This is a genomic window from Streptomyces sp. NPDC002309 (assembly GCF_053593375.1).
In genome coordinates, this window is record NZ_JBSFCI010000003.1 from 191,127 (window position 1) to 217,038 (window position 25,912).

The 25,912-nt window shown below is 69.4% G+C and carries 21 protein-coding genes and 1 pseudogene; 11 read left to right on the plus strand and 11 right to left on the minus strand.

What is annotated here, in order from left to right; translation table 11 throughout:
* Positions 1–113: 113 nt before the first annotated feature.
* The 3 genes from cydD to ACWCPM_RS03930 are packed head-to-tail and all read right to left on the minus strand — an operon-like array spanning position 114 to position 6,262.
* Positions 114–3,680 carry a thiol reductant ABC exporter subunit CydD gene (gene cydD, locus ACWCPM_RS03920; RefSeq protein ID WP_450974537.1) on the minus strand — a complete coding sequence of 1,189 codons (3,567 nt, stop codon included), beginning with the start codon at positions 3,678–3,680 and terminating at the stop codon, positions 114–116.
* 51 nt (positions 3,681–3,731) lie between these two features.
* Positions 3,732–4,736, minus strand: coding sequence for a cytochrome d ubiquinol oxidase subunit II (gene cydB, locus ACWCPM_RS03925; protein WP_450974538.1), 1,005 nt, complete (start codon positions 4,734–4,736; stop codon positions 3,732–3,734).
* 20 nt (positions 4,737–4,756) lie between these two features.
* A complete protein-coding gene (locus ACWCPM_RS03930; RefSeq protein WP_450974539.1) occupies positions 4,757–6,262 on the minus strand; it encodes a cytochrome ubiquinol oxidase subunit I in 1,506 nt (501 codons plus the stop codon).
* A 233-nt stretch (positions 6,263–6,495) separates the two neighbouring features.
* Between ACWCPM_RS03930 and ACWCPM_RS03935 the strand changes: the two are divergent.
* Positions 6,496–6,678 (plus strand): annotated as a pseudogene (locus ACWCPM_RS03935) (cyclophilin-like family protein); the annotation flags it as partial.
* Between the two features lie 143 nt (positions 6,679–6,821).
* Here the strand turns inward: ACWCPM_RS03935 and hisC are convergent.
* Positions 6,822–7,901, minus strand: coding sequence for a histidinol-phosphate transaminase (hisC, locus tag ACWCPM_RS03940; protein WP_450974540.1), 1,080 nt, complete (start codon positions 7,899–7,901; stop codon positions 6,822–6,824).
* 416 nt (positions 7,902–8,317) lie between these two features.
* Here hisC and ACWCPM_RS03945 point away from each other — a divergent pair, with 416 nt between their 5' ends.
* The 3 genes from ACWCPM_RS03945 (at position 8,318) to ACWCPM_RS03955 (ending at position 11,796) form a co-directional block, all read left to right on the plus strand.
* A complete protein-coding gene (locus tag ACWCPM_RS03945) occupies positions 8,318–9,430 on the plus strand; it encodes a LacI family DNA-binding transcriptional regulator (protein ID WP_450974541.1) in 1,113 nt (370 codons plus the stop codon).
* Between the two features lie 202 nt (positions 9,431–9,632).
* Positions 9,633–10,736: a metallophosphoesterase gene (locus ACWCPM_RS03950; RefSeq protein ID WP_450974542.1), complete on the plus strand. Its 1,104-nt coding sequence runs from the start codon at positions 9,633–9,635 to the stop codon at positions 10,734–10,736.
* A gap of 193 nt (positions 10,737–10,929) precedes the next feature.
* Positions 10,930–11,796 carry a hypothetical protein gene (locus ACWCPM_RS03955; RefSeq protein WP_450974543.1) on the plus strand — a complete coding sequence of 289 codons (867 nt, stop codon included), beginning with the start codon at positions 10,930–10,932 and terminating at the stop codon, positions 11,794–11,796.
* 148 nt (positions 11,797–11,944) lie between these two features.
* On the opposite strand, the gene ACWCPM_RS03960 is transcribed toward ACWCPM_RS03955, so the two are convergent.
* Entirely contained in the window at positions 11,945–12,826 is an 882-nt protein-coding gene (locus ACWCPM_RS03960) for a LysR family transcriptional regulator (protein ID WP_450974544.1), read from the minus strand.
* Between the two features lie 142 nt (positions 12,827–12,968).
* On the opposite strand from ACWCPM_RS03960, the gene ACWCPM_RS03965 reads away from it, so the two are divergent.
* Complete coding sequence (locus ACWCPM_RS03965; RefSeq protein WP_450974545.1) at positions 12,969–13,361, plus strand: VOC family protein; 393 nt, start codon at positions 12,969–12,971, stop codon at positions 13,359–13,361.
* Positions 13,362–13,599: 238 nt separating this feature from the next.
* Here ACWCPM_RS03965 and thiC read toward each other — a convergent pair whose 3' ends face one another.
* A complete protein-coding gene (gene thiC, locus ACWCPM_RS03970; protein ID WP_450974546.1) occupies positions 13,600–15,414 on the minus strand; it encodes a phosphomethylpyrimidine synthase ThiC in 1,815 nt (604 codons plus the stop codon).
* Positions 15,415–15,668: 254 nt separating this feature from the next.
* Between thiC and ACWCPM_RS03975 the strand changes: the two genes are divergently transcribed.
* Positions 15,669–17,597, plus strand: coding sequence for a YibE/F family protein (locus ACWCPM_RS03975; RefSeq protein WP_450974547.1), 1,929 nt, complete (start codon positions 15,669–15,671; stop codon positions 17,595–17,597).
* A 387-nt stretch (positions 17,598–17,984) separates the two neighbouring features.
* Here the strand turns inward: ACWCPM_RS03975 and ACWCPM_RS03980 are convergent, their stop codons facing one another.
* The 4 genes from ACWCPM_RS03980 to ACWCPM_RS03995 form a co-directional block, all read right to left on the minus strand.
* Positions 17,985–18,422 carry an SsgA family sporulation/cell division regulator gene (locus tag ACWCPM_RS03980; RefSeq protein WP_450974548.1) on the minus strand — a complete coding sequence of 146 codons (438 nt, stop codon included), beginning with the start codon at positions 18,420–18,422 and terminating at the stop codon, positions 17,985–17,987.
* Between the two features lie 100 nt (positions 18,423–18,522).
* Positions 18,523–19,248: an IclR family transcriptional regulator gene (locus ACWCPM_RS03985; protein WP_450974549.1), complete on the minus strand. Its 726-nt coding sequence runs from the start codon at positions 19,246–19,248 to the stop codon at positions 18,523–18,525.
* 346 nt (positions 19,249–19,594) lie between these two features.
* Positions 19,595–19,807: a DUF5326 family protein gene (locus ACWCPM_RS03990; protein ID WP_450974550.1), complete on the minus strand. Its 213-nt coding sequence runs from the start codon at positions 19,805–19,807 to the stop codon at positions 19,595–19,597.
* Positions 19,808–20,002: 195 nt separating this feature from the next.
* Positions 20,003–20,320 (minus strand): cupin domain-containing protein, encoded by a 318-nt coding sequence (locus tag ACWCPM_RS03995; protein WP_450974551.1) that lies wholly within the window; start codon positions 20,318–20,320, stop codon positions 20,003–20,005.
* A 57-nt stretch (positions 20,321–20,377) separates the two neighbouring features.
* On the opposite strand from ACWCPM_RS03995, the gene ACWCPM_RS04000 reads away from it, so the two are divergent.
* The 5 genes from ACWCPM_RS04000 (at position 20,378) to ACWCPM_RS04020 (ending at position 24,110) form a co-directional block, all read left to right on the plus strand.
* Positions 20,378–20,755, plus strand: a complete 378-nt coding sequence (locus ACWCPM_RS04000; protein ID WP_450974552.1) for a phage holin family protein — start codon at positions 20,378–20,380, stop codon at positions 20,753–20,755.
* Positions 20,756–20,760: 5 nt separating this feature from the next.
* Positions 20,761–21,252, plus strand: coding sequence for a low molecular weight protein-tyrosine-phosphatase (locus tag ACWCPM_RS04005; RefSeq protein WP_450974553.1), 492 nt, complete (start codon positions 20,761–20,763; stop codon positions 21,250–21,252).
* Positions 21,249–22,406, plus strand: a complete 1,158-nt coding sequence (locus ACWCPM_RS04010) for a cystathionine gamma-lyase (protein WP_450974554.1) — start codon at positions 21,249–21,251, stop codon at positions 22,404–22,406. The genes ACWCPM_RS04005 and ACWCPM_RS04010 overlap by 4 nt, the downstream gene beginning before the upstream one ends.
* A gap of 228 nt (positions 22,407–22,634) precedes the next feature.
* On the plus strand, positions 22,635–23,540 hold the full coding sequence (locus ACWCPM_RS04015) for a LysR family transcriptional regulator (protein ID WP_450974555.1): 906 nt from the start codon (positions 22,635–22,637) through the stop codon (positions 23,538–23,540).
* A gap of 87 nt (positions 23,541–23,627) precedes the next feature.
* Positions 23,628–24,110, plus strand: coding sequence for an NUDIX domain-containing protein (locus tag ACWCPM_RS04020; RefSeq protein WP_450974556.1), 483 nt, complete (start codon positions 23,628–23,630; stop codon positions 24,108–24,110).
* Between the two features lie 66 nt (positions 24,111–24,176).
* Here ACWCPM_RS04020 and ACWCPM_RS04025 read toward each other — a convergent pair whose 3' ends face one another.
* Positions 24,177–25,790 carry a globin domain-containing protein gene (locus ACWCPM_RS04025; RefSeq protein WP_450974557.1) on the minus strand — a complete coding sequence of 538 codons (1,614 nt, stop codon included), beginning with the start codon at positions 25,788–25,790 and terminating at the stop codon, positions 24,177–24,179.
* Positions 25,791–25,912 lie beyond the last annotated feature (122 nt).

Here is a 25,912-nt window from a genome sequence, read left to right on the forward strand (position 1 = left end):
TCCGCCACATCACGGCACTGCGGCGGCCTCGCTGTTCGCCCCGTACGTCGGTGAAGCAGTCGGCACGAGAACTTCCCGTGCGATGCGGGGAGCACGGTCGACGCACCGGTCGGCTACGCCACCTTCACCAGCAGGTCCGCCGCCGCCTCCCGCTCCGCCATGGCCCGCAACGGTCCCTCCACCGCGGCCAGTTCCGCATACGGCCCGTGCTGCACCACACGGCCCTCGTCCAGCACGAGCACCTCGTCCACGGCCGCCAGCCCGGCCAGCCGGTGGGTGATGAGCAGGGTCGTACGGCCCTCGGTCGCGGCCAGCAGATCCGCGGTGAGCGCGTCGGCCGTCGGCAGGTCCAGGTGCTCGGCGGGCTCGTCGAGGACGAGGACGGGGAAGTCGGCGAGCAGCGCCCGGGCAAGCGCCAGCCGCTGCCGCTGACCGCCGGAAAGCCGTGCGCCGTGTTCCCCGACGAACGTGTCGAGACCGTCGGGCAGGCCCTCGGCCCAGTCGAGCAACCGGGTCCGCCGGAGCACGTCCCGCAGCTCGTCCTCAGCCGCGTCCCGGCGGGCCAGCAGCAGGTTCTCACGCACCGAGCTGTCGAAGAGATGCGCGTCCTGCGCGCACAGACCGACCAGCCGCCGTACGTCGTCACCGTCCAGGGCGTGGGCGTCCACGCCGCCCAGCGTGTAGGAGCCGGCGTCCGCGTCCAGGAAGCGCAGCAGCACTTGCGCCAGCGTCGTCTTGCCGGACCCGGACGCGCCGACCACGGCGATCCGGCGACCCTTGTCGAGCGTGAGGTCGAGCCCGGCGAGCGCGTCCCGGTCCTGCCCGGCGTGCCGGGCCGCCAGGTCCTTGACGGCGAGCGGGAACGGCGACGCGGGCGCCTGTCGCGGCCTCGCCGGTTCGCGTACCGGCTCGGGGGCGTCCAGCACCTCATGGACCCGCTCGGCGCTCTTGCGTACCCGCTGCCGGAACTGTGCCGCGAGCGGCATCCCGAGCACGGCCTCGAAGGCGGCCAGCGGGGTGAGCACGACGGTCGCCATGGCGACGCCGCCCAGCCGGCCGTCCGCCACCGCCTGGGCACCGACGAGGGCGGCAGCGGTGACGGTCAGCCCGGAGATCAGCGCGGTGAGCCCGTCGCCGAGCGCGGTGGCGGTGGCCGCCCGCGAGGCGATCCTGGTGAGCGCGGCGTCGGCCTGCCGTGTCTCGGCGATACGCGCGGGCAGGGCACCGGCGACATCGAGCTCCGCGGTGCCGGTGAGCAGATCTGCCACGCGCGTCGCCAGCACACCTCGGGCGGGCGCCAGCCTGCGTTCCGCACGCCGCGCCACCGCGGCGGTGAGCAGCGGCACGCCGGCCCCGGCCGCGACCAGCCCGACGGCGAGCACCACCCCGGCCTCGGGCAGCAGCCAACCGGTGAAACCTGCGGCGGCCGTGGAGACGGCGACCGCGGCCCCCGCGGGCAGCAGCCACCTGAGCCAGTAGTCCTGCAGCGCGTCCACATCGGCGACGAGCCGCGACAGCAGGTCGCCCCGGCGGGTCCGGCGCAGCCCCGCGGGCGCCAGCCGTTCCAGCCGCCGGTAGACGGCCACCCGGGTCTCGGCCAGCATCCGCAGCGCCGCGTCGTGGGAGACGAGCCGCTCCGCGTACCGGAACACCGCCCGCCCGATACCGAAGGCACGTGTGGCGGTCACGGCGACCATCAGATACAGCACGGGCGGGTGCTCGGAGGCCCGGGAGATCAGCCACCCGGAGGTGGCCATGAGTCCCACGGCGCTGCCGAGGGCGAGGCTGCCGAGCAGCAGCGCGAGGCCGAACCGTCCACGCCGCGCACCGGACAGGGCCCGGACGCGGGCGAGGACGCCACCGCGACCGTCCTTCGCGGGACCGGTGCCAGACGTCTCCCCAGGCGCCTCAGGGGCCGGGTCCGTGACGGCCGGGCCGTCGACCTCCAGCGTCCGGCCGTTGAGTGCCGGCGTCCGGCCGGTGAGCAGTTCCGTGGCCGCACCGGTGAGGGAGGCGGCCTCGCCGGTTCCCGTCACCCGCTGCGCCTCGTCCAGCCGGACGACGCGGTCCGCCACATGCAGCAGCGCCGGCCTGTGCACCACCAGCAGCACGGTCCGCCCGGCCGCCAAGCGGCCCACGGCCGCGACGACTTCGGCCTCCGTCTCCCCGTCGAGGGCGGCCGTCGGCTCGTCGAGCACCAGCACGGGCCGGTCCGCGAGGAAAGCCCGAGCGAGCGCGAGTCGCTGCCGCTGCCCGGCGGACAGACCTGCCCCGCCCTCACCGAGGACGGTACGGGCACCCTGCGGCAGGGCCTCCACGAAGGCGAGCGCTCCCGCCTCCCCCAACGCCCGGCGCACGGCCGCGTCGTCCGCGTCAGGGCGGGACAGGCGTACGTTCTCGGCGATCGTCCCGGCGAACAGGTGCGGCCGCTGCGGCACCCAGGCGATCCGCGATCGCCACCGCTTCAGGTCCACCTCGGCGAGATCCACTCCCCCGATCCGCACCCGCCCCTCGGCCGGACGCACGAACCCGAGCAGCGCGTTCAGCAGCGTCGACTTGCCCACGCCGCTCGGCCCGACGAGCGCGACCGTCTCCCCCGGCGCGACCTCGAAGGTCACGTCGGACACGGCGTCCGTGGTGCGGCCCGGGTACCGGACGGTCACGTTCTCGAAGGACAGCGCACCCGCCGGCGGGGTCCGGGTCCCCGACGCCGGCGCGGGCGTCTCCAGGACCTTGAAGATCTCCTCGGCCGCGGCGAGCCCTTCGGCCGCCGCGTGATACTGCGCACCCACCTGCCGCAGCGGCAGATAGGCCTCCGGCGCGAGGATCAGGATGACCAGGCCGATGTACAGGTCCATCTCACCGTGCACCAGCCGCATGCCGATCGTCACGGCGACCAGCGCGACGGAGATCGTGGCCAGCAGTTCCAGCGCGAACGACGACAGGAACGCGATACGCAGCGTCCTCATCGTGGCCTGCCGGTACTCACCGGTGATCCGCTTGATCGACTCGGCCTGGGCCTTGGCCCGGCCGAACACCTTGAGGGTCGGCAACCCCGCGACGACGTCCAGGAAGTGCCCGGACAACCGCGAGAGCAGCTGCCACTGACGGTCCATCCGGGACCGGGTGGCCCAGCCGATCAGCACCATGAAGAGCGGGATCAGTGGCAGGGTGCCGACGATGATGGCGGCGGAGACCCAGTCCTCGGTGACGATCCGCGCCAGCACGGCCACCGGCACGACCACGGCGAGTCCCAGCTGGGGCAGATAGCGCGAGAAGTAGTCGTCGAGAGCGTCGACCCCGCGCGTGGCGAGGGCCACCAGCGATCCGGTGCGCTGCCCGCTCAGCCAGCCGGGGCCGAGCTGCGCGGAACGCTCCAGCAGTCGTCCCCGGAGCTCCGACTTCACCGCTGCGCCGGCCCGGTGCGCCGCGAGTTCGGTGAGCCAGGCGATCAGCGCGCGACCGCAGGCGACGGCCACCAACAGCGCGAGAGGGGTCCGGAGTTCGGTGACGGACATCCCGTGCTGGAACGCGCCGACGACGGTCTCGGCGATGAGCATGGCCTGAGCGATGACGAGCCCGGCGCCGACGGCACCCAGACCGACGACCGTCACGAGGAACAGCCGGGTGGCGCGGGCGTAGCGCAGGAGACGCGGATCGATGGGTTTCACGTGAAACATGCCCTTCAGGCCCATGGGGTGTGTTTCACGTGAAACACACCCCAGCCGGACTCAGTGTGCGGGTTCGGCGATGTGCTGGGTGCCGATCCGCTTGCGGAACACCCAGTACGTCCACGACTGGTAGAGCAGGACGATCGGTGTGGCGATCACCGCGCACCAGGTCATGATCTTCAGGGTGTACGGGCTCGACGAGGCGTTGGTGACCGTCAGGCTCCAGCCCTCGTCGAGCGAGGACGGCATGACGTTCGGGAACAGCGACAGGAAGAGCATCGCGACGGCCGCGACGACGGTGACGCCGGAGAGGGCGAACGACCAGCCCTCACGTCCGGCCTGGTTCGCCACCAGCGCGACGACCAGCGCGGCCACCGCCACGACCAGGGCGACCAGGCTCTTGCCGTTCCCGCCCTCGATCTGCGTCCAGAGCAGGAAGACCGACGCCAGCACGGCGGTCGCCAGTCCTACCCGAAGCGCCAGCTTGCGGGCCCGTTCCCTGATGTCCCCGACCGTCTTCAGGGCCGTGAACACCGCACCGTGGAAGGTGAACAGGCTGAGCGTCACCAGGCCGCCGAGCAGGGCGAAGGGGTTGAGGAGGTCACCGAGGGTACCGACGTACTCGAAGTCCTGGTCGATCTTCACGCCTCCGACGATGTTGCCGAAGGCCACACCCCAGAGGAACGCGGGGATCAGCGAGCACCAGAAGATCGCGTGCTCCCAGTTGCGCTGCCAGTTCTCCTCGGGCCGCTTGGCCCGGTACTCGAAGGCGACGCCGCGGATGATCAGGCAGACCAGGATCAGCAGCAGCGGCAGGTAGAAGCCCGAGAAGAGCGTCGCGTACCACTCGGGGAAGGCCGCGAAGGTGGCACCGGCGGCCGACAGCAGCCACACCTCGTTGCCGTCCCACACCGGACCGATCGTGTTGATCAGCACCCGCTTCTCCGGCCGGTCACGGGCCAGCAGCTTGGTGAGGACGCCGACCCCGAAGTCGAAGCCTTCGAGGAAGAAGTAGCCGGTCCACAGGACAGCGATCAGGACGAACCAGACGTCGTGCAGTTCCATGACTGTGCAGCTCCCTCGGCCTAGTAGGAGAAGGCCATCGGCTTGTCGGCGTCACGGGCGTCGCCGCCGATCTTCGTGGGCGGGTTCAGGTCGGCCTCGGTCAGCTCGGGCGGGCCGGCCTTGACGTACTTGACGAGCAGTTTGACCTCGATCACCGCGAGGGTGGCGTAGAGCACCGTGAAGACGATCATCGAGGTGAGGACCTCGGCCGTGGAGACGCCGGGGGAGACCGCGTCGCGGGTCTGGAACAGGCCGTAGACGACCCACGGCTGGCGGCCCATCTCGGTGAAGATCCAGCCCCAGGCGTTGGCGATCAGCGGGAAGACCATCGTCCAGACCGCCACCAGCCAGTACAGGCGGGTGAGCCGTGGCTTCAGCGGCTTCCTCAGCAGCACCAGATGCGGCACCTCGTCCTCCCCGGTCCGTGACGCGGCCGGCAGCAGGAACTTCTTCCGCGTGAGCCACAGCCCCAGCAGCCCGATGGAGAACGACGTCATACCGAAGCCGATCATCCAACGGAAGCCCCAGTAGGCGACGGGGATGACGGGCTTGTAGTCACCGGGGCCGTACTTCTCCTGGAGGGCCTCGTTGGTGTCGTTGATGCCCGGCACGTACGACTCGAAGTCGCTGTGGGCCAGGAAGGAGAGGAGACCGGGAATCTCCAGGGCGACCTTGTTGTGGCCCTTGTCGACGTCCCCGTACGCGAACACGGAGAAGGGTGCCGGCTCCTCGCCGTCCCACAGCGCCTCGGCAGCGGCCATCTTCATCGGCTGCTGCTCGTACATGACCTTGCCCAGGGTGTCGCCGCTGATCGCGGTGAACAGTCCGCCGACCGCCACGGTGACCAGGCCGAGCCGGAGGGAGGTCCGCATCACCGGGATGTGCTTCTTGCGCAGCAGATGGAAGGCGGCGATGCCGACCATGAAGGCGCCACCCGTCAGGAAGGCCGCCGAGAAGCTGTGGAAGACCTGGTTGAGCGTGGTGTTCTGGGTCAGCACGACCCAGAAGTCGGTGAGTTCCGCCCGGCCCTTCTCCTCGTTGATCCGGTAGCCGACCGGGTGCTGCATCCACGAGTTCGCCGCGAGGATGAAGTACGCCGACAGCAGCGTGCCGATCGAGACCATCCAGATGCAGGCCAGGTGGATCCTCTTCGGGAGCTTGTCCCAGCCGAAGATCCACAGCCCGATGAAGGTGGACTCGAAGAAGAAGGCGATCAAGGCCTCGAAGGCGAGGGGCGCGCCGAAGACGTCACCCACGAACCGCGAGTAGTCGGACCAGTTCATGCCGAACTGGAACTCCTGCACGATGCCGGTGACGACGCCCATGGCGATGTTGATCAGGAAGAGCTTGCCCCAGAACTTGGTCGCCCTGAGGTACTTCTCCTTCTCGGTGCGTACCCAGGCGGTCTGGAGGCCGGCCGTGAGGGCGGCGAGCGAGATCGTCAGGGGAACGAACAGGAAGTGGTAGACGGTGGTGATCCCGAACTGCCATCGCGCCAGGGTTTCCGGCGCCAAAGCCAATTCCACGTCGTCTCTCCTTACATCGCCGTGGACACTGCGGCGGTTTGCCCCTTTCACCCTGGGCATCCAAGGCATCCGGGACACGCTTGTGAACGCGTTCACATTCACAAGCCATTATGACGCACACCTGCACGACTCCTGGAGGGGGGTCCCCCTTATCCCGTATCGACCCCTTGGCGGCAAATTCAACACGCTGTTGAAGAACCGGCGGGCAGGCGCTGCCGCCGCGGACCCGGATTCTGACTCTCGCCCTCGGGGTACCTGGCCCGGCCACGACGCTCTACGACACGCCGGACACACAGGCCCCAGCCGACGCGCTGCCGTTCGCCTCCACCACGCATACGTGGGGCGAGGAGGTCCAGGTCGACACGGGCATCGCTGTTTCACGTGAAACGACCGCCCGGCAGGTCATCGAGGCCGGCACGGCGACGTGGGAATCGTCGAAGCGTGGGGCCGGGCGGGCGGGATCCACTCCGCGAGGTCAGGCGACCGCGTTCTCGGCCGTGCCGACGCGGTCGCCGCCTCCCCCGCTCCTTCAGGGGTTCCTGCATTCGGATCCTGGGCGTCAGAGGTTCTTGAGGAACCCTTCCGTCACCTTCAGGAAGATGTCGTTGCCCTCGGTCTCGCCGATCGTCACGCGTACACCCTCGCCCGGGAACGGCCGCACGATCACTCCCGCCTGCTCGCACGCCGCCGCGAAGGCGACCGTGTGCTCACCCAGCGGCAGCCACACGAAGTTGGCCTGCGTCTCGGGAACCGTCCAGCCCTGGTCGCGCAGCCCCTCGGCCACGCGGTTGCGCTCACACACCAGCGAACCGACCCGGCCGAGCAACTCGTCCTCGGCACGCAGCGAGGCGACCGCCGCATCCTGGGCGAGCCGGCTCACCCCGAACGGGACCGCCGTCTTGCGCAGCGCGGCGGCCACCGGGTCATGGGCGATGGCGAACCCGACGCGCAGTCCCGCCAGGCCGTACGCCTTGGAGAACGTGCGCAGAACACAGACGTTCGGCCGCGCCCGGTACAACTCGACGCCGTCCGGCACCTCGGGATCACGGATGAACTCGCGGTACGCCTCGTCCAGCACGACGAGCACATCACGCGGCACCCGGTCCAGGAACCGCTCCAGCTCGGCCCGCCGTACGACCGTGCCCGTGGGGTTGTTCGGATTGCAGACGAAGATCAGCCGGGTCCGGTCCGTGATCGCGTCCGCCATCGCGTCCAGATCGTGCACCGCGCCCGGCGTCAGCGGCACCTGCACCGACTTGGCACCACTGATCTGCGTGATGATCGGGTACGCCTCGAAGGAACGCCAGGCGTAGATCACCTCGTCGCCGGGCCCGCTGGTGGCCTGCACCAGCTGCTGTGCGACGCCGACCGAGCCGGTACCGGTGGCCAGGTGGGACACCGGGACGCCGAAACGGTCGGCCAGCTCGTTCACCAGGTCCGTGCAGAACATGTCCGGGTAGCGGTTGAAGGACGCGGCGGCGGCCGTCACGCTCTCCATCACACCCGGCAACGGCGGATAGGGGTTCTCGTTGGAGGACAGCTTGTATGCCACCGGGCCTTCGGCCGCGGCGGTCCGGCCCGGCCTGTAGGTGGGGATCCCCTCCAGCTCGGCACGCAGCTTGGGGCTCGTCTCACTCACCGCAGTCCTCCTCGCGACCACCGGCGGCCCCTGACCGCCGGCTTCCAATGCTTCTCACCTTATGAGGATTCGGCCCGACTGCGTATGGGTGGGGATGGACCACATCAGTCCCACCGGCATCAGGGGGCATCACGTCCTGAAGGCGTACGAATCAGGGGGCGCGCCGCACATATATCTACGCGCCGGTGGCTCGCGCCCTGGCGCGCATCGCCCGGTCAGGTGAGTTGAGACCTCTTCGAAACATCGAGGTCTTGGCAGGTGGGTGCACGTCGACGAGTCACGTACGTCAATCAGTGACACCAACCCTCTTTGTTTCTAAGGTATTTGATGTCAACTGACCTTGCAGAAACGTGCCTGTCAACAGGTGCATATGCGTCCGCCCTACCCCACCGCATGAGCCCTACTATCGGCTCGCCATGACAGCAGCAGGGAAGCACCAGGTGAGCCGAGCGGAAACCTCCCGTCGAGGAAGTCGGCCAGGCCGGGCGGGCATCAGAGACGTGGCCGCCGCCGCCGGGGTCTCCATCACGACCGTCTCCGACGCCCTCAACGGCAAGGGCCGGCTCCCGGACGCCACCCGACGCCATGTCCGCGAGGTCGCCGACCGGCTGGGGTACCGCCCCTCGGCCGCGGCCCGCACACTCCGTACCGGCAAGTCCGGCCTGATCGGTCTGACCGTGACGACATACGGGGATGAACCTTTCACCTTCACGGAGTTCGCGTACTTCGCCGAGATGGCCCGCGCCGCCACCTCGGCCGCCCTCGCCCGTGGCTACGCACTCGTCATCCTGCCCGCGACCTCGCGTCACGACGTGTGGGCGAACGTGGCCCTCGACGGCACCGTCGTCATCGACCCGTCCGACCAGGACCCGGTCGTCAGCGAACTGGTCCGGCAGGGTTTACCGGTCGTCTCCGACGGCCGCCCCGCCGGCGCGCTTCCGGTCACCGCCTGGGTCGACAACGACCACGAGGCCGCGGTGCTCGGCATCCTCGACCACCTGGCCGAGGCCGGCGCCCGCCGTATCGGCCTGCTGACCGGGACCACGACGGACACGTACACCCATCTGTCCACCACGGCGTACCTGCGCTGGTGCGAGCGTGTCGGCCAGACCCCCGTCTACGAGGCGTACCCGGCGCACGACCCCTGCGCGGGTGCCGTCGCCGCCGACCGCCTGCTCGCCCGGCCCGACCGGCCGGACGCCGTCTACGGTCTGTTCGACCCGAACGGCACCGACCTGCTCGCCGCGGCCCGCCGCTACGGACTGCGCGTACCGGACGATCTGCTGCTGGTCTGCTGCAGCGAGTCCACCGTGTACGCCAACACCGAGCCGCCCGTCACCACGCTCTCCCTCAAGCCGCGCCGGATCGGCACGGCAGTGATCCAGTTGCTCATCGACGCCATCGAGGGAGTCGATTCGGACCAGCCGGTCGAGCAGGTGATACCGACGGAGCTGTTCGTGCGCACCTCTTCGCAGCGGCGCTCCCCGCGCACCACGGTCAGTCCGCCGCGTACGCCCGACAAGGGCTAGCCGCCCCACAGCGGTGACGTCAAGCGCGCACCGGACGGGAGAAAGCCCGGCCCAAACGGGGCGAAAGCCGCGGCGAAGCGGGGTTCCGCTCCGATTCACCACCCCTGGGTCATCACACGGCACGATCCGCATTCCTATGATGGGCCCACGACACCGCGGGCCGCTGCGACCAGGCAGTCCGGAGCGGTGCAGATGCGGCGCGATGGTGGAGGGGTCGATGACTCAGGGGGCCGGTCAGGGACCCGAGGTGGAGCGCACGGCGACGGTGCGCGACTTCCGGGTGCCCGCTTACGTCCACGAGACCGGTCCGTACGACCACAGCGCACACCCCGGTGACGTCGCGAGCCCCGTCGTGGAGCCGGTGGAGCACCCCGAGGGGTACACGCCCACCGAGCGCGACCTGCCCGTCATCAACCGGGGCGACACGGTTCAGGTGACCGTCGACCCGTCGGCCGTCCCGGCGCAGGAGCCGCAGTCCACGGCCGGCCCCGGGCCCCTGTTCGTCGTGGGCGACGTGCACGGCTATCTCGACGAGCTGCTGGCCGCACTGCGCGAGAAGGGTCTCATCGACGCCGCGGGCCAGTGGTCCGCGGGCACGGCGCGGCTGTGGTTCCTGGGCGACTTCACCGACCGCGGTCCCGACGGCATCGGCGTCATCGATCTCGTCATGCGGCTGTCCGCCGAGGCAGCCGCGGCCGGCGGCTACTGCAAGGCCCTGATGGGCAACCACGAGCTGCTGCTGCTCGGCGCCAAGCGCTTCGGCGACACGCCCGTCAACTCCGGCGCGGGCACCGCCACCTTCCAGGCGGCCTGGCTGCTCAACGGCGGCCAGAAGACCGACATGGACCGTCTCCAGGACCACCACCTGCAATGGATGGCCCGCCTGGACGCGCTCACCGAGACGGACGGTCATCTGCTCGTCCACTCGGACACCACCGCCTACCTCGACTACGGCGACTCCATCGAGGCGGTCAACGACAACGTCCGCGAGGCTCTCACCCGTAACGACGCGGACGAGGTCTGGGACCTGTTCCGCAAGTTCACCAAGCGCTTCTCCTTCCGCGACGAGGGCGGCGCCGACGCCGTTCGCTCACTGCTCGATACGTACGGCGGCACCCGCATCGTTCACGGGCACAGCCCCATTCCCTATCTTCTGGGCGAGGTCGGCTCAGAGGAGGGCGAGGACAGCTCGGGTCCGGTGGTCGACGGACCGCACGTCTACGCCGACGGGCTCGCCATCGCGATGGACGGCGGCGTGACCATGGCCGGAAAGCTGCTGGTCCAGCAACTTCCCCTACATAACTGAGCGTTCGCCGGGCAGGCATACCCGGGTGGCGGACCGGCGCACCACTGCGCAGGCGGGCGGCCAATTTCTGGAAACCCTCTGTCACAGCGCACCGTCACCGCTCTACCATCGCCTTATCCGTAGCAGGCTCCCCTCCGTTTCTGCCCGACGGCTCGTCAGCGTGCGAGCCCCAAGCCCTACGGAGCATCGGGGGATGCACATGAACAGCGTTCCGCAGCACCTTTTGAGCGAGGACCGCCAAGAATATGAGCGGCTCCTCGACGAGGCGCTGCGCTCCGCGCACCATCGACCCGAACTGGCCGCTGTCGGACAGCGGCTCAACCCGGAACAGCTGCGCACAATGGCGCTCAACGCCACCGCTCTCATCACGGCGGCCGCGGCGACCGAGTACCAGCATTACGTGAAGGTCCGCGAGGAACTGCGCCGCCCGGCGCCGTCCACCCCGTCGGCCACCCGCGAATCAGGCTCCGACGAGCCGGGCACGGACGCCGTGGGGCTCGCCACCACCATGGGAGAGGCCGCGGCCGAGACGGTCGGCGCTGGTGCCGTCGCCGTCATAGCCGTCCTGGCACCCGTCCTGGCCGGCACGGCCGCGGCGATCTTCCTGCTCGTCGGTTACACCCTCAAGATGCTCGCCCCCGAGCCGGGCATCGCCCAGACCATGGTCACCACCGGGTGGGTGTTCGGCGCCGTGACCGCGGTCGCCATCCTGCTCGCCGGCGTCGGCCTGTTGCTCACCGCGCTGCGCAACCGACCGGCGCTGAGTTCCGGTCCCTACGAGGAACTCAGCGAGGAGGTGGCCGCCGCCAGGGATGCCTGGCGGCAGGCCCTGCTGGAGAACGGCATCCTGCCGTTCCTCCGGGAGGCTCTCACCACGCCTGACCAGGCCGCACTGCACCGTGCGACCCCGACGGTCCCGACCAGTCGTATGCCGCACCTGGGCTATGGCCGTCCGGGGTTCACCAGCCCCGGTGACGGCCCGTCGGGCGCGCGCCCGAGCTTCTCGAGCCCGGACTACACCAGCCCGGATTTCGGAGGCCCGGACCACACACCGGAATGACCTGCGGCTTGCGCCCCCCAGGGTGCGCAAGCCGGAGATCCGGTGGTACCGGTGTGCCCTCGTGTGAGGGCTCGACCGCGACGATGATGCGGGACCGAAGCCGGAACCAGAGCCAGGGGCGGGGCTGGGGACGGGGCTGGGGACGGAGTCAGTGGGGTAGCGTCTCCGCCGCGTCCGTCGCAGCGCGTACGAACTCCCGTACGCGTTCCGTCGTGTTCCCCTCCGACCAGACCAGTCCACGCTCGATCGGCTGTGCGTCGTGAAGGAGCACGTAGGAGACGTCCGGCCGAGGGTAGTAGCGACGGGAATGCTCCCCGACCGGAAGGATCCCCCTCCCCATCGCGACCAGGGTGAGCATTTCGGAGAACGACTCTCCGGCCGGCCCTTTCGGCACCGCCCTGCCCGACGGGGTGCGGTCCGGCGTGCGATCCCGCTTGAATCCCGTTGAGGTCACCTCCGGATACTGCACGACGGGATGCTCCGCCAGCACTTCGACAGAAATCGACTCCTCGTCGGCGAGCGGATGCCCGGCGGCGACGGCGAGAACCCTCTTCTCCGTCAGCAGTACCGGCCCATGGGCCATTCCGTCGAACGGGAACGACGCCATGAGGATGTCCACCGAGCCGTCGAGCAGGCTCGCGCGCGAGTTGGACAGCTGAACCTCCCGTACATCGACCCTGCAGTCGGGATGACGCGTGCTGAACAGACCGGCTGCCTTCAGGAGTGCGGGTGCTGTCCACTCCCCGAGAAACGCGACCCGCAGTTCCCCCGTGACACCACGACTGGCATCGGCGGCTCTCCGGAGCGCCTCCTCCATCCCCGCTACCAAAGGAACCAGGTCCTCGGCCAGCTGCCGCCCGATCGCCGTGAGCCGAACCGTTATGCTGGTCCGCTCGAAGAGTTTGCCGCCTATCCGCCGTTCAAGCTTCCTGACCACCTGGCTGACCCGTCCGGTCGTGACGCGCAGGCGCTCGGCCGCACGACCGAAGTGCAGTTCCTCCGCAAGCGTCAGGAAGACCTCTGTCTCCACCCGTTCCAGCACGATGCCCCCGGCGTTTAATCAGGCTCAACGACCGTGTTCCGATCGCGCCTTGATGACGGCCTCCCCCCAGCGGATCGTAGACGGCGTCCACCTGGACCTGCCCGCACCGCGACGTCGCCCTGGAGAAGAAATGACCCCCCTGCGCGTGAAAGCATTCGATCACCTGGTCCTGAACGTCGAAGATGTCGAACGGTCTCTTGACTTCTACACCGGACGCCTTGGCCTGCACCCGGTACGCGTCACCGAGTGGAGGGCGGGCAAGGTCCCCTTCCCCTCGGTGAGGATCACCCCTGAAACCATCATCGACCTGGTCCACCGGCCCCGGGGGGAGTCCAACGTCGACCACATCTGCCTCACCGTGGAACCGCTGGACTGGGACGAATTCATCAAGGCGGAGACCTTCACCGTCCTCGAAGGCCCCGTCGCGCGCTACGGAGCACGGGGTTCCGCCACGTCGGTCTACGTCCAGGACCCGGACGGGAACACCGTGGAACTCCGCTGGTACCCGCAGGACGCCGGCTGACGGCACCACGGCGCACTCCGGGAAGCACGACCCCGGGCCTGTCCGCCGACATCCCGCTCACCGGCGGATCGGTACGCGGTTCGCCGAGACCTGGTCGGATGCCCTCATTCACGGCGTCCGACCAAGCCGTCAACCGGCCGAAACCATCTCCACCAACGCCACATGGATTCGCTGAACCCCCTGCGGATGGTGGGGACCTGAGAGCCTGATGACCCACCACCCGGCACTCTCGCGCTGCTCAGTCGGCCATCGGCAGATACACCCTGTTCCCGCTCGCCGCGAACTCCTTCGACTTCTGGAGCATCCCCTCTGCGATCTCCTCCGCCGAGGCCCCTTCCGCCGCCGTACCGCCGAACCTCTCGGTGATGCTCTGGCTGATCTTCATCGAGCAGAACTTCGGCCCGCACATCGAGCAGAAGTGGGCCGTCTTGGCGGGCTCGGCCGGCAGCGTCTCGTCGTGGAACTCACGGGCCGTGTCCGGGTCGAGGGCGAGGTTGAACTGGTCCTCCCAGCGGAACTCGAAGCGGGCGTCGGACAGCGCGTCGTCCCACTCCTGCGCACCCGGGTGCCCCTTGGCGAGGTCGGCCGCGTGGGCGGCGATCTTGTAGGTGATGACGCCGGTTTTCACGTCGTCACGGTTGGGCAGGCCCAAGTGCTCCTTGGGCGTGACGTAGCAGAGCATGGCCGTGCCCCACCACGCGATCATCGCGGCACCGATGCCGGAGGTGATGTGGTCGTACGCCGGCGCGACGTCCGTCGTCAGCGGGCCGAGCGTGTAGAACGGAGCCTCCTCGCAGATCTCCTGCTGAAGGTCGATGTTCTCCTTGATCTTGTGCATCGGGACATGCCCCGGGCCCTCGATCATGGTCTGTACGTTGCAACGCTTCGCGATCCGGTTGAGTTCCCCGAGAGTTCGCAGCTCAGCGAATTGCGCGGCGTCATTGGCGTCAGCGATCGACCCCGGCCTGAGGCCGTCGCCCAGTGAGTACGTGACGTCGTACGCGGCGAGGATCTCGCAGAGTTCCTCGAAGTTCTCGTACAGGAACGACTCCTTGTGGTGCGCCAGGCACCACGCCGCCATGATCGAGCCCCCGCGCGAGACGATCCCGGTCTTACGGTTCGCCGTCAACGGCACGTATGCCAGACGGACGCCCGCGTGGACCGTCATGTAGTCCACGCCCTGCTCGGCCTGCTCGATGACCGTGTCCTTGTAGATCTCCCAGGTCAGCTCCTCGGCCCTTCCGTCGACCTTCTCCAGCGCCTGGTAGAGCGGCACCGTGCCGATGGGGACCGGTGAGTTGCGCAGCACCCACTCGCGCGTGGTGTGGATGTTGCGACCCGTGGACAGGTCCATGACCGTGTCGGCGCCCCACCGGGTCGCCCAGGTCATCTTCTCGACCTCCTCCTCGATCGAGGAAGTCACGGCCGAGTTGCCGATGTTGGCGTTGACCTTCACCAGGAACCGCTTGCCGATGATCATCGGCTCGATCTCCGGGTGGTTCACGTTGGCGGGCAGTACGGCCCGCCCCGCGGCGATCTCCTCACGCACCACCTCGGGCGAGACGTTCTCCCTGATGGCCACGTACTCCATCTCGGGCGTGACGTCGCCCCGTCGCGCGTAGGCGAGTTGGGTTACCGCCTGCCCGTCGCGGCTGCGGCGCGGAAGACGCGGGCGGCCGGGGAAGACCGCGTCGAGGTTGCGCAGTCCGCCGCGCGGCGAAGTGTGCTTGATCCCGTCGTCCTCGGGACGGACGGGACGGCCCGCGTACTCCTCCGTGTCGCCACGGGCGACGATCCAGCTCTCCCGCAGTGGCGACAGCCCGCGGCGGACGTCGGTGTCGACCAGTGGATCGGTGTACGGGCCGGATGTGTCGTACAGCGTGACCGACTGGCCGTTGGTGAGGTGCACCTGACGGACCGGCACCCGCAGGTCGGGGCGCGAGCCCTCGACATACGCCTTGTGCCAGCCGATGGACTTCCCGGCCTCCTCGTCGCGCGCGTCGTCCGTCGCGTTCTGGATGGAGGCAGGCGTGCGTGCGTCCTTGTTGGTCATGAGACCGATCTCCCTACGCCGGCATTACCCGGTAACAGGTTCGGCGGTCGACGCAGCGGTTCTCGTCTGTCGGCGCTTCATGGGAAACATCACTCATGCCGAGTGACGTTCCACGTGAAACATCGCGAAGACGAAGGTCAGCGCCCTCTCAGCCCGGTGCTCCGAGCTCCCGCGTGTACAAAGGTGTCTCCACGCTAGCGTCAATTCGGGCGCGGTGAACAGAGGGCCCCCGTCGTTCTTGCGATGATCGGTCGGTGACCACGAATCAGCAGCCCCCGTTCCCGCCGCACGAACGACCGCGCGGAACCGGCTCCGGTATGGGGTCGGAACGCGGCTCGAATGCGGGCGGAGGCGGTGCTTCAGGCAGGGGGCGAGGCGGCGCTCCAAGCGGTGGCCGTGGCGGTGCTCCTGGCACGGGGGCGGGTGCTCAGGCCGGCATGCGGCACGGTGCGGGCCAGGGCGGCAGTGAAGGGCTCGGTCCCGAACCCGGTGGCGGTCACGGCCTCGGGGGTAGTCGCAGCCCTGGGGGTGGTTGGGGGCCTGAGGGTGTTCGGGGCCCTAAGGGTGTTCGGGGCACCAGAGGTGGTCAAGGTCCCGAGGGTGGTCAGGGCTGGGGTGGCGGTCACGGCCACGGTTTCGGCCAAGGGAACGGTGACGCGCAGTCCGGGCCAGGCGGCGGTCACGGGGACGTACGCGGCCAGGGACCAGGCAGCGGTCACGGACACGGCCACGGACCCGGCAGCGGTCACGGACACGGCAGCGACCAGGGTCCCGGTCAAGACCCCGACGACGGGCCGGAGCACGGCCCCGGCGGTGGCCATGGCGCCCACGGTGGCCGCGGCTCCGGCGGCGGGTACGGCCCCGGCGGTGAGCACGGCCACAGTCACGCTCACGGTCCCGCGGCCCCCGTCTCCAAGCACCTGCGCAAGGTCATCGCGGCGGTGCTCATCCCCTTCGCCGCCGCCGTGGTGGTCGGCCTCGCCGTGCTGTGGCCCGGCGGCGCCCCGCCGCACGAGCGCACGGGCGTCGGCTTCGACCGGCAGACCCAGCAAGCGACGGTCACCAAGGTCGAGGAGCTGCCCTGCGGCTCCGTCAACGGCTCGGCGCCGACACCGAACGGCGAGACCTCCACCGCCGAGGGCTCGTCCGCCCAGCAGCAGGCGACCGGCACCTGCAAGCGCGCGACGATCCGGATCGACACCGGTGAGGACAAGGGCCGTACCTTCACCGAGATCGTGCAGCCCGACCAGTCACGGCAGTTGCACCAGGGCGAGAAGGTCGTGGTCGCCTACGAGCCCTCCGCGCCCAAGGACCTGCAGTACTCGGTCACGGACGTGAACCGCCGTCTCCCGATGGCCCTGCTCGCCGGCATCTTCGCGCTGGCGGTCGTGGTCGTGGGACGCATGCGCGGTGTGATGGCACTGGTCGCGCTGGCGATCAGCTTCATGGTGCTGAACTTCTTCATCCTGCCCGCGATCCTTCAAGGATCGAACCCGCTGGTGGTCGCCGTGGTCGGGGCGAGCGCCATCATGCTGATCGCGCTCTATCTGTGCCATGGCCTGTCGGCACGAACATCCGTCGCCGTGCTCGGCACTCTGATCTCGCTGTTGATCATCGGCGTCCTCGGACTGCTGTTCATCGACTGGGCGGCGCTCACGGGCAACACCGACGACAACACCGGACTCATCCACGGCCTCTACCCGACGATCGACATGAGCGGTCTGCTGCTGGCAGGCGTCATCATCGGTTCGCTCGGTGTCCTCGACGACGTGACGGTCACGCAGACCTCGGCGGTCTGGGAGCTGCACGAGGCCAACCCGACGATGGGCCGGCGCGGTCTGTACCGGGCCGGCATCCGTATCGGGCGCGACCACATCGCCTCCGTCGTCAACACCCTGGTCCTCGCCTACGCGGGTGCCGCGCTGCCGCTGTTGCTGCTCTTCTCGATCGCCCAGAGCAGCGTGGGGACGGTCGCCAACAGCGAGCTGGTCGCGGAGGAGATCGTGCGCACGCTGGTCGGATCGATCGGCCTGGTGGCCTCGGTGCCGGTCACCACGGCGCTCGCGGCCCTGGTGGTCTCGGCCGACCGGTCGGGCCGACCGTCCGGCACTGCGCCGGCCACCGCGGGCAGCGAGGCTTCGGCGCCGCCCCGCACGGGCCGGGGGCGCCGGCGCAAGCGCTGAGTGAGCTGCACAGGCACTGGACGGCACGTCGGCGCAAGCACCGGGGGCACAAGCACTGGACGGCGCAAGCCCGAGGCGACACAAGCACCGGGCGGCAGAAGCACCGGGCGGCGCAGGGTCCACGAGGTACGAGGACCAGGGTGTACGGGCCGAACGGCACAGGGAGGCGCGGACCGGCGTACCGACCGAGAGGCGTAGGCCGGGGGCATCACCGCCCCGCGGCAACATCGCAGAAGCGTTCCTGCCGAGCATCCCTGGACAGCCGTGGGCGCACTTCCACGCCTCTCCTGAGCCTTCGGCCACGGCCGGTCGGCCCCGGTCGCCCCGAGGCCCCCGAGCCCCCTCACCCCAGGCGAAGCGTTACACCAGGCGCTTGCGTCACATGAATCACCCCGCGCTCTGCTCCTCCGCCAGAATCCGGTCCAGCGCCTCGTCGAGATGGGCGTCGAAGTCGGCGAGCGTTCCCTCCTGACCCAGCGGCACCAGCTTGTCCGTACGGTCCAGGAAAGCGACCAGCGGTGCCGTGGAGGACCGGAACAGCGCCTGGTCGCTGCCCACCTGAAGCCGGATCAGTACGTCTCCCAGCGACTCCGGCTCCACCGGCGAGACCCGCACATCACCCTCCCCGCACGGCCGCCCGACACCGTCGATCAGCAGCTCCCGGCCGAAGGCCCAGGTGACCGGGGCATCCCCGGGCAGGTGAAAGGTCAGCCGCACCGCGTAGGGATCACACTTCTCGTAGCGCAGCTCCACAGGGATGCGGAAGGAGAGCTCCTCGGAAACGAGAAAGCTCATCATGACCTCTGCCTGTACGGACTCGCGCATCGCCTACCCCGTCACTTGCCGTTCGATTGGCCGGGAATGAACCTCTGATACCTGGTGGCATCTTGCTGAAAGTACACACCAGATCACAAGGAGTGAGTTTTCAGATACTGATAGAGAGCCCGAGCGACCCGACCGCCCGGCCCACCTCGTCCTGCAACTGCCGTACCGCTGGGAGCAGTCGGTCCGCCTGATGGCTGGGGAGCGAGATCGCCATCGTCCCGGCCGTGTCACCCATGGTGAGGGGAATGGCGGCACATACCGTCCCCAACGCGTACTCCTGGCACTCGGTCACCGGTTCCATCCGGTTCGTGCGTTCGAGTCGTTGCAGCAGCGCGCGGCTGTCACGGACGGTGTAGGGGGTGATCGACTGCACGGGATAGCGGTCGAGATGGTCCCGGCGGATGTTCTCGTCGAGCTGGGAGAGCAGGCACTGTCCGATCGCGTGCGCATGGCCGGTCTCACGGAAGTCGGCCCACTCCTCCACGGCCGGACTGCCAGGGCTGTCGGAGACGCACATGATCTCGATCTCGCCCTCGCGGTACAGCGCGTAGTACACGGGCACGCCGAGGGAGTCCCGCCAGCGCGACAGGGCCTCGATGACCGTGCTGCGACGTTTCTGCTCGGCTCCGCTGCTGCTCAGCCGCTCCGCCGCCTCGCCGAGGAAGAACAGACCCTTCTCCCGGCGCAGGTAGTCCTCATGCACCAGGGTGCGCAGCAGGTGGTACGTCGTGGGGAGCGCCAGGCCGGTCTCGCGGGCCAGCTGTTTGGCGGGGGCTCCGTATTCGTGTGCGGCGACGGCCTCCAGCAGGCGAATGGCGCGTTGCACGGAGCCGATGAGGGTGGTGCGGTGCCGGGAGGCGGGGGGTGAGCAGGAGTCTGCGGTGGCTGTGTCTGCCGGGGCCAAGGATCACTCCCGAAGCGCGAGGGGGGCAGCCCGTGCGGGGTTGACACGGGAGGGGTGTGCGGGTGTGTACGCCGCTCGCGGGGTACTCCCACGCCGAGTTCCGGACTCTATTGGCCCGCCACCGCTCGCAGAGCACCCGCGCGGAAAACTTCCCTCCCCCGAGGGAACCGGCAACCCTTGCCACCGGTTCCCGTCACCCACTCCTCTTGCCATTAGCCGTGCGACGAGGGTTTCGTCCTACCGGTCGCCGCGCGACGAGGAGTTCGTCCTACCAATCGCCGCGCGACGAGGAGTTCGTCGTGAACTTCCGTACGACGTAGATGAGTCCACCGACCAGGGCGACGAAGAGCAGCACCTTGAACAGCAGTCCGATCACGAAGCCCACGACGCTCGCTATCACGCCGCCGAACACCACCAGAGCGATGACCGGCACCGCGATCCACTTCACCCACCACGGCAGACCCGCGAAGATCTCACCCATCGCCCTTGTCCCTCTCTCCGCCCGCCGACCGCACGGCCCCCATTGAGCCCTCCGGTTCCGCCAGGTCCTTTGATGTCCTGCCTCGATGCTAGAGCCGGCAAGGTGCCGTACGGGGCCCTGACAGCCCTTGTCCTCCCCTGACCGATCCCCTAGGGAATTCTGGGAGACGGAAGCCGAGGACCCCGAGCCCGCGCGTCAGTTTCCGGGCGGCGAGAACACCACGAGCACCCGCAGGTCCTCGCTGATGTGGTGGAACTTGTGGGCCACCCCGGCCGGGACGTAGACCACGCTGCCCCGGGCCACCTCGGTGGTCTCCATGCCGACGGTGATCGAGGCGCGGCCGCTGACGACGAAGTACACCTCGTCCTGGTTGTGCGGTTTCTGCGGATCATGCTCACCCGCGTCAAGCGCGTAGAGACCGGCCGACATGTTCCGCTCCCGCAGAAACTGCAGGTAGGCGCCGTCGTTGGCGGCACGCTCCGTCTCCAGCTCGTCCAGCCGGAATGCCTTCATCGCTTCGTCGCCTCACGCCTGTACTCGTATCCGATCTCGTCTGCCACGATCAGACACATGATGAATTTCGTAGTCAAGACGATCGCCAACGCCGGTGCCCTGGCAGTCGCCGTGTGGCTGCTCGACAAGATCACTCTGACGGGGGACAGCACCGGGAAGAAGGTCGGCACACTGCTCGTGGTGGCGCTGATATTCGGTCTCGTGAACTTTCTGGTGAAGCCACTCGTTCAGCTTCTGAGCCTGCCGTTGCTCGTCCTCACGCTCGGGCTGTTCACCCTGATCGTCAACGCCCTGATGCTGTTGCTGACCTCGTGGCTGGCCGACAAGCTCGACCTGAGCTTCCATGTCGAGGGCTTCTGGACGGCCGTTCTGGGCGGCCTGATCATCTCGATCGTCTCCTGGGCACTCAACGTCATCCTTCCCGACCGGGACTGAGCACCATGACCTACCGCATCTGTTTCGTCTGTACCGGCAACATCTGCCGCTCCCCGATGGCCGAGTCCGTCTTCCGCAGACGCACGGTGGAAGCCGGGCTCGACGAGCTCGTCGAGGTCGACAGCGCCGGCACGGGCGGCTGGCACGAGGGCGAGCCGGCCGATCCGCGCGCCGTTGCCGTGCTGGAGGCGCACGACTACGACAGCGCGCACGCCGCCCGGCAGTTCCAGCAGTCGTGGTTCTCCCGGCTCGATCTCGTCATCGCGCTCGACTCCGGCCATCTGAGGGCCCTGCGCCGCCTCGCGCCCACCGAGCAGGACGCCGCGAAGGTGCGCCTGCTGCGTTCGTACGACCCCGCCGCGGGCGGCGACCTCGACGTCCCGGACCCCTACTACGGGGGTGGAGAAGGCTTCCTGGAGGTCCTTGAGATGGTGGAGGAGGCGAGCGCTGGACTGCTCGCCGCGGTACGTGAGCACGTGGAAGGACAGGCGGCATGAGCGATGCGGCGGACGGTACGGGCGCTGAGCGGGGCTTCGGCGAGGGCACGCGCGCGGTGCGGGCGGGACTGCCCGAGCCGGTGAAACACGAGCCCACCCTGCCGGGCCCGGTGTTCGCCGCCCACTTCCATCTGCCGGGCGACCCGACGGGAGGGTACGCCTACGGCCGCGACGAGAACCCGACGTGGACGCACCTGGAGCGCGCGATCGGTGAGCTGGAGGCGCCCGGACAGGACGCCGCCGAGACGCTCGTCTTCGCCTCCGGGATGGCGGCGATCTCGTCGGTGCTGTTCTCGCAGCTGCGCGCGGGGGACGCGGTCGTGCTGCCCAGCGACGGCTATCAGGTGCTGCCCCTGGTGCGGGAGCAGCTGGAGGCGTTCGGCGTCGAGGTGCGCACCGCGCCGACCCGCGGTGACGCCCAGCTCGATGTGCTGGACGGCGCGAAGCTGCTGTGGATCGAGACCCCGTCGAACCCCGGGCTCGACGTCTGCGACGTCCGGCGCCTGGCGGACGCGGCACACGCGCGTGGTGCCCTGGTCGCGGTCGACAACACGCTCGCCACACCGCTCGGGCAGCGGCCCCTGGAGCTGGGCGCGGACTTCTCGGTGGCGAGCGGCACCAAGCAGCTCACGGGGCACGGAGACATTCTGCTGGGTTACGTCGTCGGCCGCGGCCCCGAGGTCATGGCCGCCGTACGCCGGTGGCGCAAGATCGTCGGGGCGATTCCGGGACCGATGGAAGCCTGGCTCGCACATCGGTCGATCGCCACACTTCAGATGCGAGTCGACCGGCAGAGCAGCACCGCCCTGGCGGTCGCCCAAGCGCTGCGTGACCGGTCCGAGGACCTCGGGGTGCGCTATCCGGGGCTGATCAGCGACCCGTCCCACAAGATCGCCTCGGAGCAGATGCACCGCTACGGCTGCGTGGTGTCGTTCACGCTGCCGTCCCGCGCGCGTGCGGACCGCTTCCTGGACCTGCTGCGGCTCGTGGACGACGCGACGAGTTTCGGCGGAGTCCGCTCCACCGCCGAGCGGCGGGGGCGCTGGGGAGGGGACGCGGTACCGGAGGGCTTCATCCGTCTGTCGGTCGGCGCCGAGGACACCGCGGACCTGGTCGCGGATGTGCTGCGTGCCCTGGACGAGTCGGCGCGGTGACCACCCGCCGGATGCCCGGTGAGGGGTCCGGCTACGCAGATCGGACGGTCCGAGCCTCCCCCCTCGTGGCTCGGACCGTCCTCGGTTCCGTGCGCCGAGAACCGCGCGAACAAGGCTAGTTGACTGTCTGTCAGTGTCCAATCACAGTAGCGACAGCGACCTATCGACTTATTTATAGTTGGCCCTGCCTCGGGGGTGGGAGCAGCGCACGGAAAGGGTGGGCGCGCCATGGATCTGGCCTTGCTGCGCACGTTCGTGACCGTGCACCGGGCCGGCTCCTTCACCCGTGCCGCCGCCCTGCTGGGCCTGTCCCAGCCGGCCGTGACCTCCCAGATACGCACGCTCGAACGGCAGCTGGGCCGTCCTCTCTTCCTGCGCCAGGCGCGCGGCGTGACACCGACGACCACCGGCGACGAACTCGCCCACAAGGCCGCTCCGCATCTGGACGCCCTGGTCGAGATCGCCGAGAGCGGCCTGGACGACGAGTCCTCACTCCGTACGTTGCACCTGGCCGGTCCGCCGGAGTTCACCGCCGAACGGGCACTGCCCGCTCTCGTGGAGCTCACCGGGGACGACGGCCAGGGGTTCGCCCTGCGGGCCTCCTTCGGCAACGCCGAGGAGGCGCTGGAAGGGCTGGCAGCCGGACATCATGATCTGGCCATCAGCAGCGCCCGCCCCCGCGGCGCTCTGCTCACGGCGACTGCGCTCTGCGACGAGGAGCACGTCCTGGTCGCCGCCCCACGCTGGACCGAGGCGATCGACGCCGAAACCCTGCGCCACAGAGGCGCCTCCGCCCTGGAGAACCTCCCCGTCGTCGAGGTGCACGAGTCCCTGCCGTTCGTGGCCCGCTACTGGGCTTCCGTCTTCGACTCCCGCCCGGCCGCGTCCGGCGCGGTCATCGTCCCCGATCTGCGCGCCGTCCTCGCCTGCGCCGCCGCGGGGGCCGGCCTCGCGGTGCTGCCCCGCTATCTGTGCGCGTCCGCCCTGGAGCGCAAGGAGGTGGTCGCGCTGCATGAGCCGGCGGTCCCGCCACTGCGCACGTACTTCCTGGTGGTGCGCACCGGCACGCTGGCCATGCCGCATATCGCGCGGGCGCACGAGTGGCTGCAGCGGGCGGCTGCCGACTGGTGCTGATCCGGTATCGAGGAGCCTCACTCACCGGTTCCGGAGGGTGACCATCCGCGATGTTTCACGTAGAACATCGCGGGCCACATTTCTCCCATGACCGTTCGACCCGTGGTCAAGCGCACCGCCCGCGCCGTTCTGCTCGACGGTGGCGACCTCATCCTGATCAAGCGCACCAAACCCGGCGTCGATCCCTACTGGATCACCCCGGGAGGCGGGGTCGAACCCGGTGACCCCACAGTCGTACACGCCCTGCACCGCGAGGTGTACGAGGAACTGGGCGCCAAGATCACTGATGTCGTACCGTGCTTCGTCGACACCGTCGAGCACATCGGCGAGGACAGCGCCTCGACCGGTGTGAAGGTGCAGCACTTCTTCGTCTGCCGGCTCGAATCCATGGACCCGTCCCTGCGGCACGGCCCCGAGATCGAAGAACCCACAGGTGAGTACGAGATCGTGAGAGTGCCGTTCACCCGGGTCGGGATCGCCTCCGTACATCTCGTACCGCTTTCGCTACGGCACTACCTCGACGGGAACATCGAGGGCGTACGAGCCATGCATGCGCCCGACCTCGGCTGATCCGGCCGCCGGACCGACGTCCATGGGCGGGCAGACCGCGCTGGTCGCGGCGCGCCGCGGCGCCCGTCAGCTTCCGGTGGCGACGAGTTCCTCCACCGAGTCGTGCCGGATGCGCGCGGACGGGATGCCGATGTCCCGCAGAGCGTGCACGCCGCTGCGAATCATGCCGGGCGGCCCGGACAGATAGGCGTCGTACTCGGTCCAGGGACCGTACTCCCTTATGACGTCGGGGAGCTGGACATGCGACTGCTGGTCGATGATCGCGCGCACGGACAGCCAGGGGTGAGCCTGCTGGAGCCGGAGCATCGTGTCGATGTCGTACAGGTCGTGATCGGTCCGGGCGCCGTAGAACACCTCGACCGGCCGCCGCTCACCGTGCTCGGCCACGTCCTCGACCAATGCCTTGATCGGCGCGATGCCCGTGCCGCCGCCCAGGCACAGCAGCCCGCTGTCCGTGCTGTGGTCCACGGTCATCGAACCTGCCGGCGGTCCGAGACGGATGACGTCACCAGGCCGGGCGCGGTGCACCAGGGCGTTGGAGACCCAGCCCGCCGGAACCGCCTTCACATGGAAGCTGAGCAGACCGTCCGAGCGGGGCGCCGAGGAGAACGAGTAGTGCCTCCAGACACGCGGCCACCACGGTGTCTCCAGGCTCGTGTACTGCCCGGCGAGGAACGGGTAGGGCTGGTCCGGGCGGACGGTGACGACCGCGACATCGGAGGTCCTGAGGTCGTGCGAGACGACCTCCGCGTGCCACCACGGCGGGGAGCGCAGTTCGTCCGCGGCCGACGCGTCGATCATGACCTGCGAGATCGTCGTGTAGGCCCGCACCCAGGCCGCCTCCGTCTCTTCGCTCCAGACGGATTCGGCGTACCGGCTCAGCGCGCCGATCAGGCACTCGCCGACGGCCGGATAGTGATCGGGTTGAGTGCCGTACTTGCGGTGGCCGCGACCCAGATTCTGGAGATATGCGACGAGCACGTCACTGTTGTCGATGTGCTCGGCGGCCGTGAGCAGCGCCTTGAGCAGTCGGTCGCGCTGGGCATCCATGGCCGCAGGGAAAAGGGGCCGCAGTTCGGGGTGACGCACGAAGAGCAGGGCGTAGAAGTACGAAGTGACCTTGTCGGCGACCGGGGCGACGGTGGCCATCGTGCGCCGGATGAGGACTGCGTCCGGCGAGGCGTCCCCTTGGGAGCCGGAGGCGGTGGGCTCGGTGTGCCTGTCCGGACCGGCGGGTGTGGCTTGCGGGGGTGCGGCGGACGCGGGTGAGGGCGCGGTGGGCGCGGGTGAGACCGGAGCGGAACCGTGTTCCTGGGCGTGCCCGGCGCTCGACGAGGGCTCGGGATGCGGGGCGGCGGGAGCCGCTGGCGGCGCGGCGGCCGGTGCGTTGTGCGGGGCTGCGGCCGACGCGGTGTGCGGGGCCGGTGCGGCGGAGGGACCACCTCCGGCGGTGAAGAGCGACGGCTCCGAGTGGTCTGCCCGGGCCTGGCGTTGTGGCGGCACACGGAGCGGGGCGGGCGGGGCCTCGGTGGCGGTGGTGACGTGCTGGTCGTACGGCCGGGCTTCGGTGCGTGTGGGGGGCGGCGTGGGCGTGGACCCGGCCGCCTGGCTTATTCGCTCATGATGTGCCGCGCCATCGGTCGCGGTGGACACGGGACCGTGAGCAGGCGACGTATCCATGACGCCCGAGGGGGTAGCCGCGTGCGAGGCGTCCGCGCTTCCGAAAGGCTCCGCCGGACGCGCTCGCGTGTGCGGCTCCGGGTGCCCCTCTGCGCCCCGCGCGTCCCTGGCCGGTGTCTGCG

Excerpts from the sequence above, each read along its gene's own strand:
- cydD (WP_450974537.1), bottom strand. The coding sequence starts at position 3,680 with ATGTTTCACGTGAAACCCATCGATCCGCGTCTCCTGCGCTACGCCCGC.
- ACWCPM_RS03965 (WP_450974545.1), top strand. The coding sequence starts at position 12,969 with ATGACCCCCCTGCGCGTGAAAGCATTCGATCACCTGGTCCTGAACGTC.
- ACWCPM_RS03995 (WP_450974551.1), bottom strand. The coding sequence starts at position 20,320 with ATGAAGGCATTCCGGCTGGACGAGCTGGAGACGGAGCGTGCCGCCAAC.
- ACWCPM_RS04000 (WP_450974552.1), top strand. The coding sequence starts at position 20,378 with ATGATGAATTTCGTAGTCAAGACGATCGCCAACGCCGGTGCCCTGGCA.
- ACWCPM_RS03980 (WP_450974548.1), bottom strand. The coding sequence starts at position 18,422 with ATGCGCGAGTCCGTACAGGCAGAGGTCATGATGAGCTTTCTCGTTTCC.
- ACWCPM_RS03945 (WP_450974541.1), top strand. The coding sequence starts at position 8,318 with ATGACAGCAGCAGGGAAGCACCAGGTGAGCCGAGCGGAAACCTCCCGT.
- cydB (WP_450974538.1), bottom strand. The coding sequence starts at position 4,736 with ATGGAACTGCACGACGTCTGGTTCGTCCTGATCGCTGTCCTGTGGACC.
- ACWCPM_RS03990 (WP_450974550.1), bottom strand. The coding sequence starts at position 19,807 with ATGGGTGAGATCTTCGCGGGTCTGCCGTGGTGGGTGAAGTGGATCGCG.
- ACWCPM_RS04025 (WP_450974557.1), bottom strand. The coding sequence starts at position 25,790 with ATGGATACGTCGCCTGCTCACGGTCCCGTGTCCACCGCGACCGATGGC.
- ACWCPM_RS04015 (WP_450974555.1), top strand. The coding sequence starts at position 22,635 with ATGGATCTGGCCTTGCTGCGCACGTTCGTGACCGTGCACCGGGCCGGC.
- ACWCPM_RS04005 (WP_450974553.1), top strand. The coding sequence starts at position 20,761 with ATGACCTACCGCATCTGTTTCGTCTGTACCGGCAACATCTGCCGCTCC.
- ACWCPM_RS03950 (WP_450974542.1), top strand. The coding sequence starts at position 9,633 with ATGGTGGAGGGGTCGATGACTCAGGGGGCCGGTCAGGGACCCGAGGTG.
- thiC (WP_450974546.1), bottom strand. The coding sequence starts at position 15,414 with ATGACCAACAAGGACGCACGCACGCCTGCCTCCATCCAGAACGCGACG.
- ACWCPM_RS03955 (WP_450974543.1), top strand. The coding sequence starts at position 10,930 with ATGCACATGAACAGCGTTCCGCAGCACCTTTTGAGCGAGGACCGCCAA.
- ACWCPM_RS04010 (WP_450974554.1), top strand. The coding sequence starts at position 21,249 with ATGAGCGATGCGGCGGACGGTACGGGCGCTGAGCGGGGCTTCGGCGAG.
- ACWCPM_RS04020 (WP_450974556.1), top strand. The coding sequence starts at position 23,628 with ATGACCGTTCGACCCGTGGTCAAGCGCACCGCCCGCGCCGTTCTGCTC.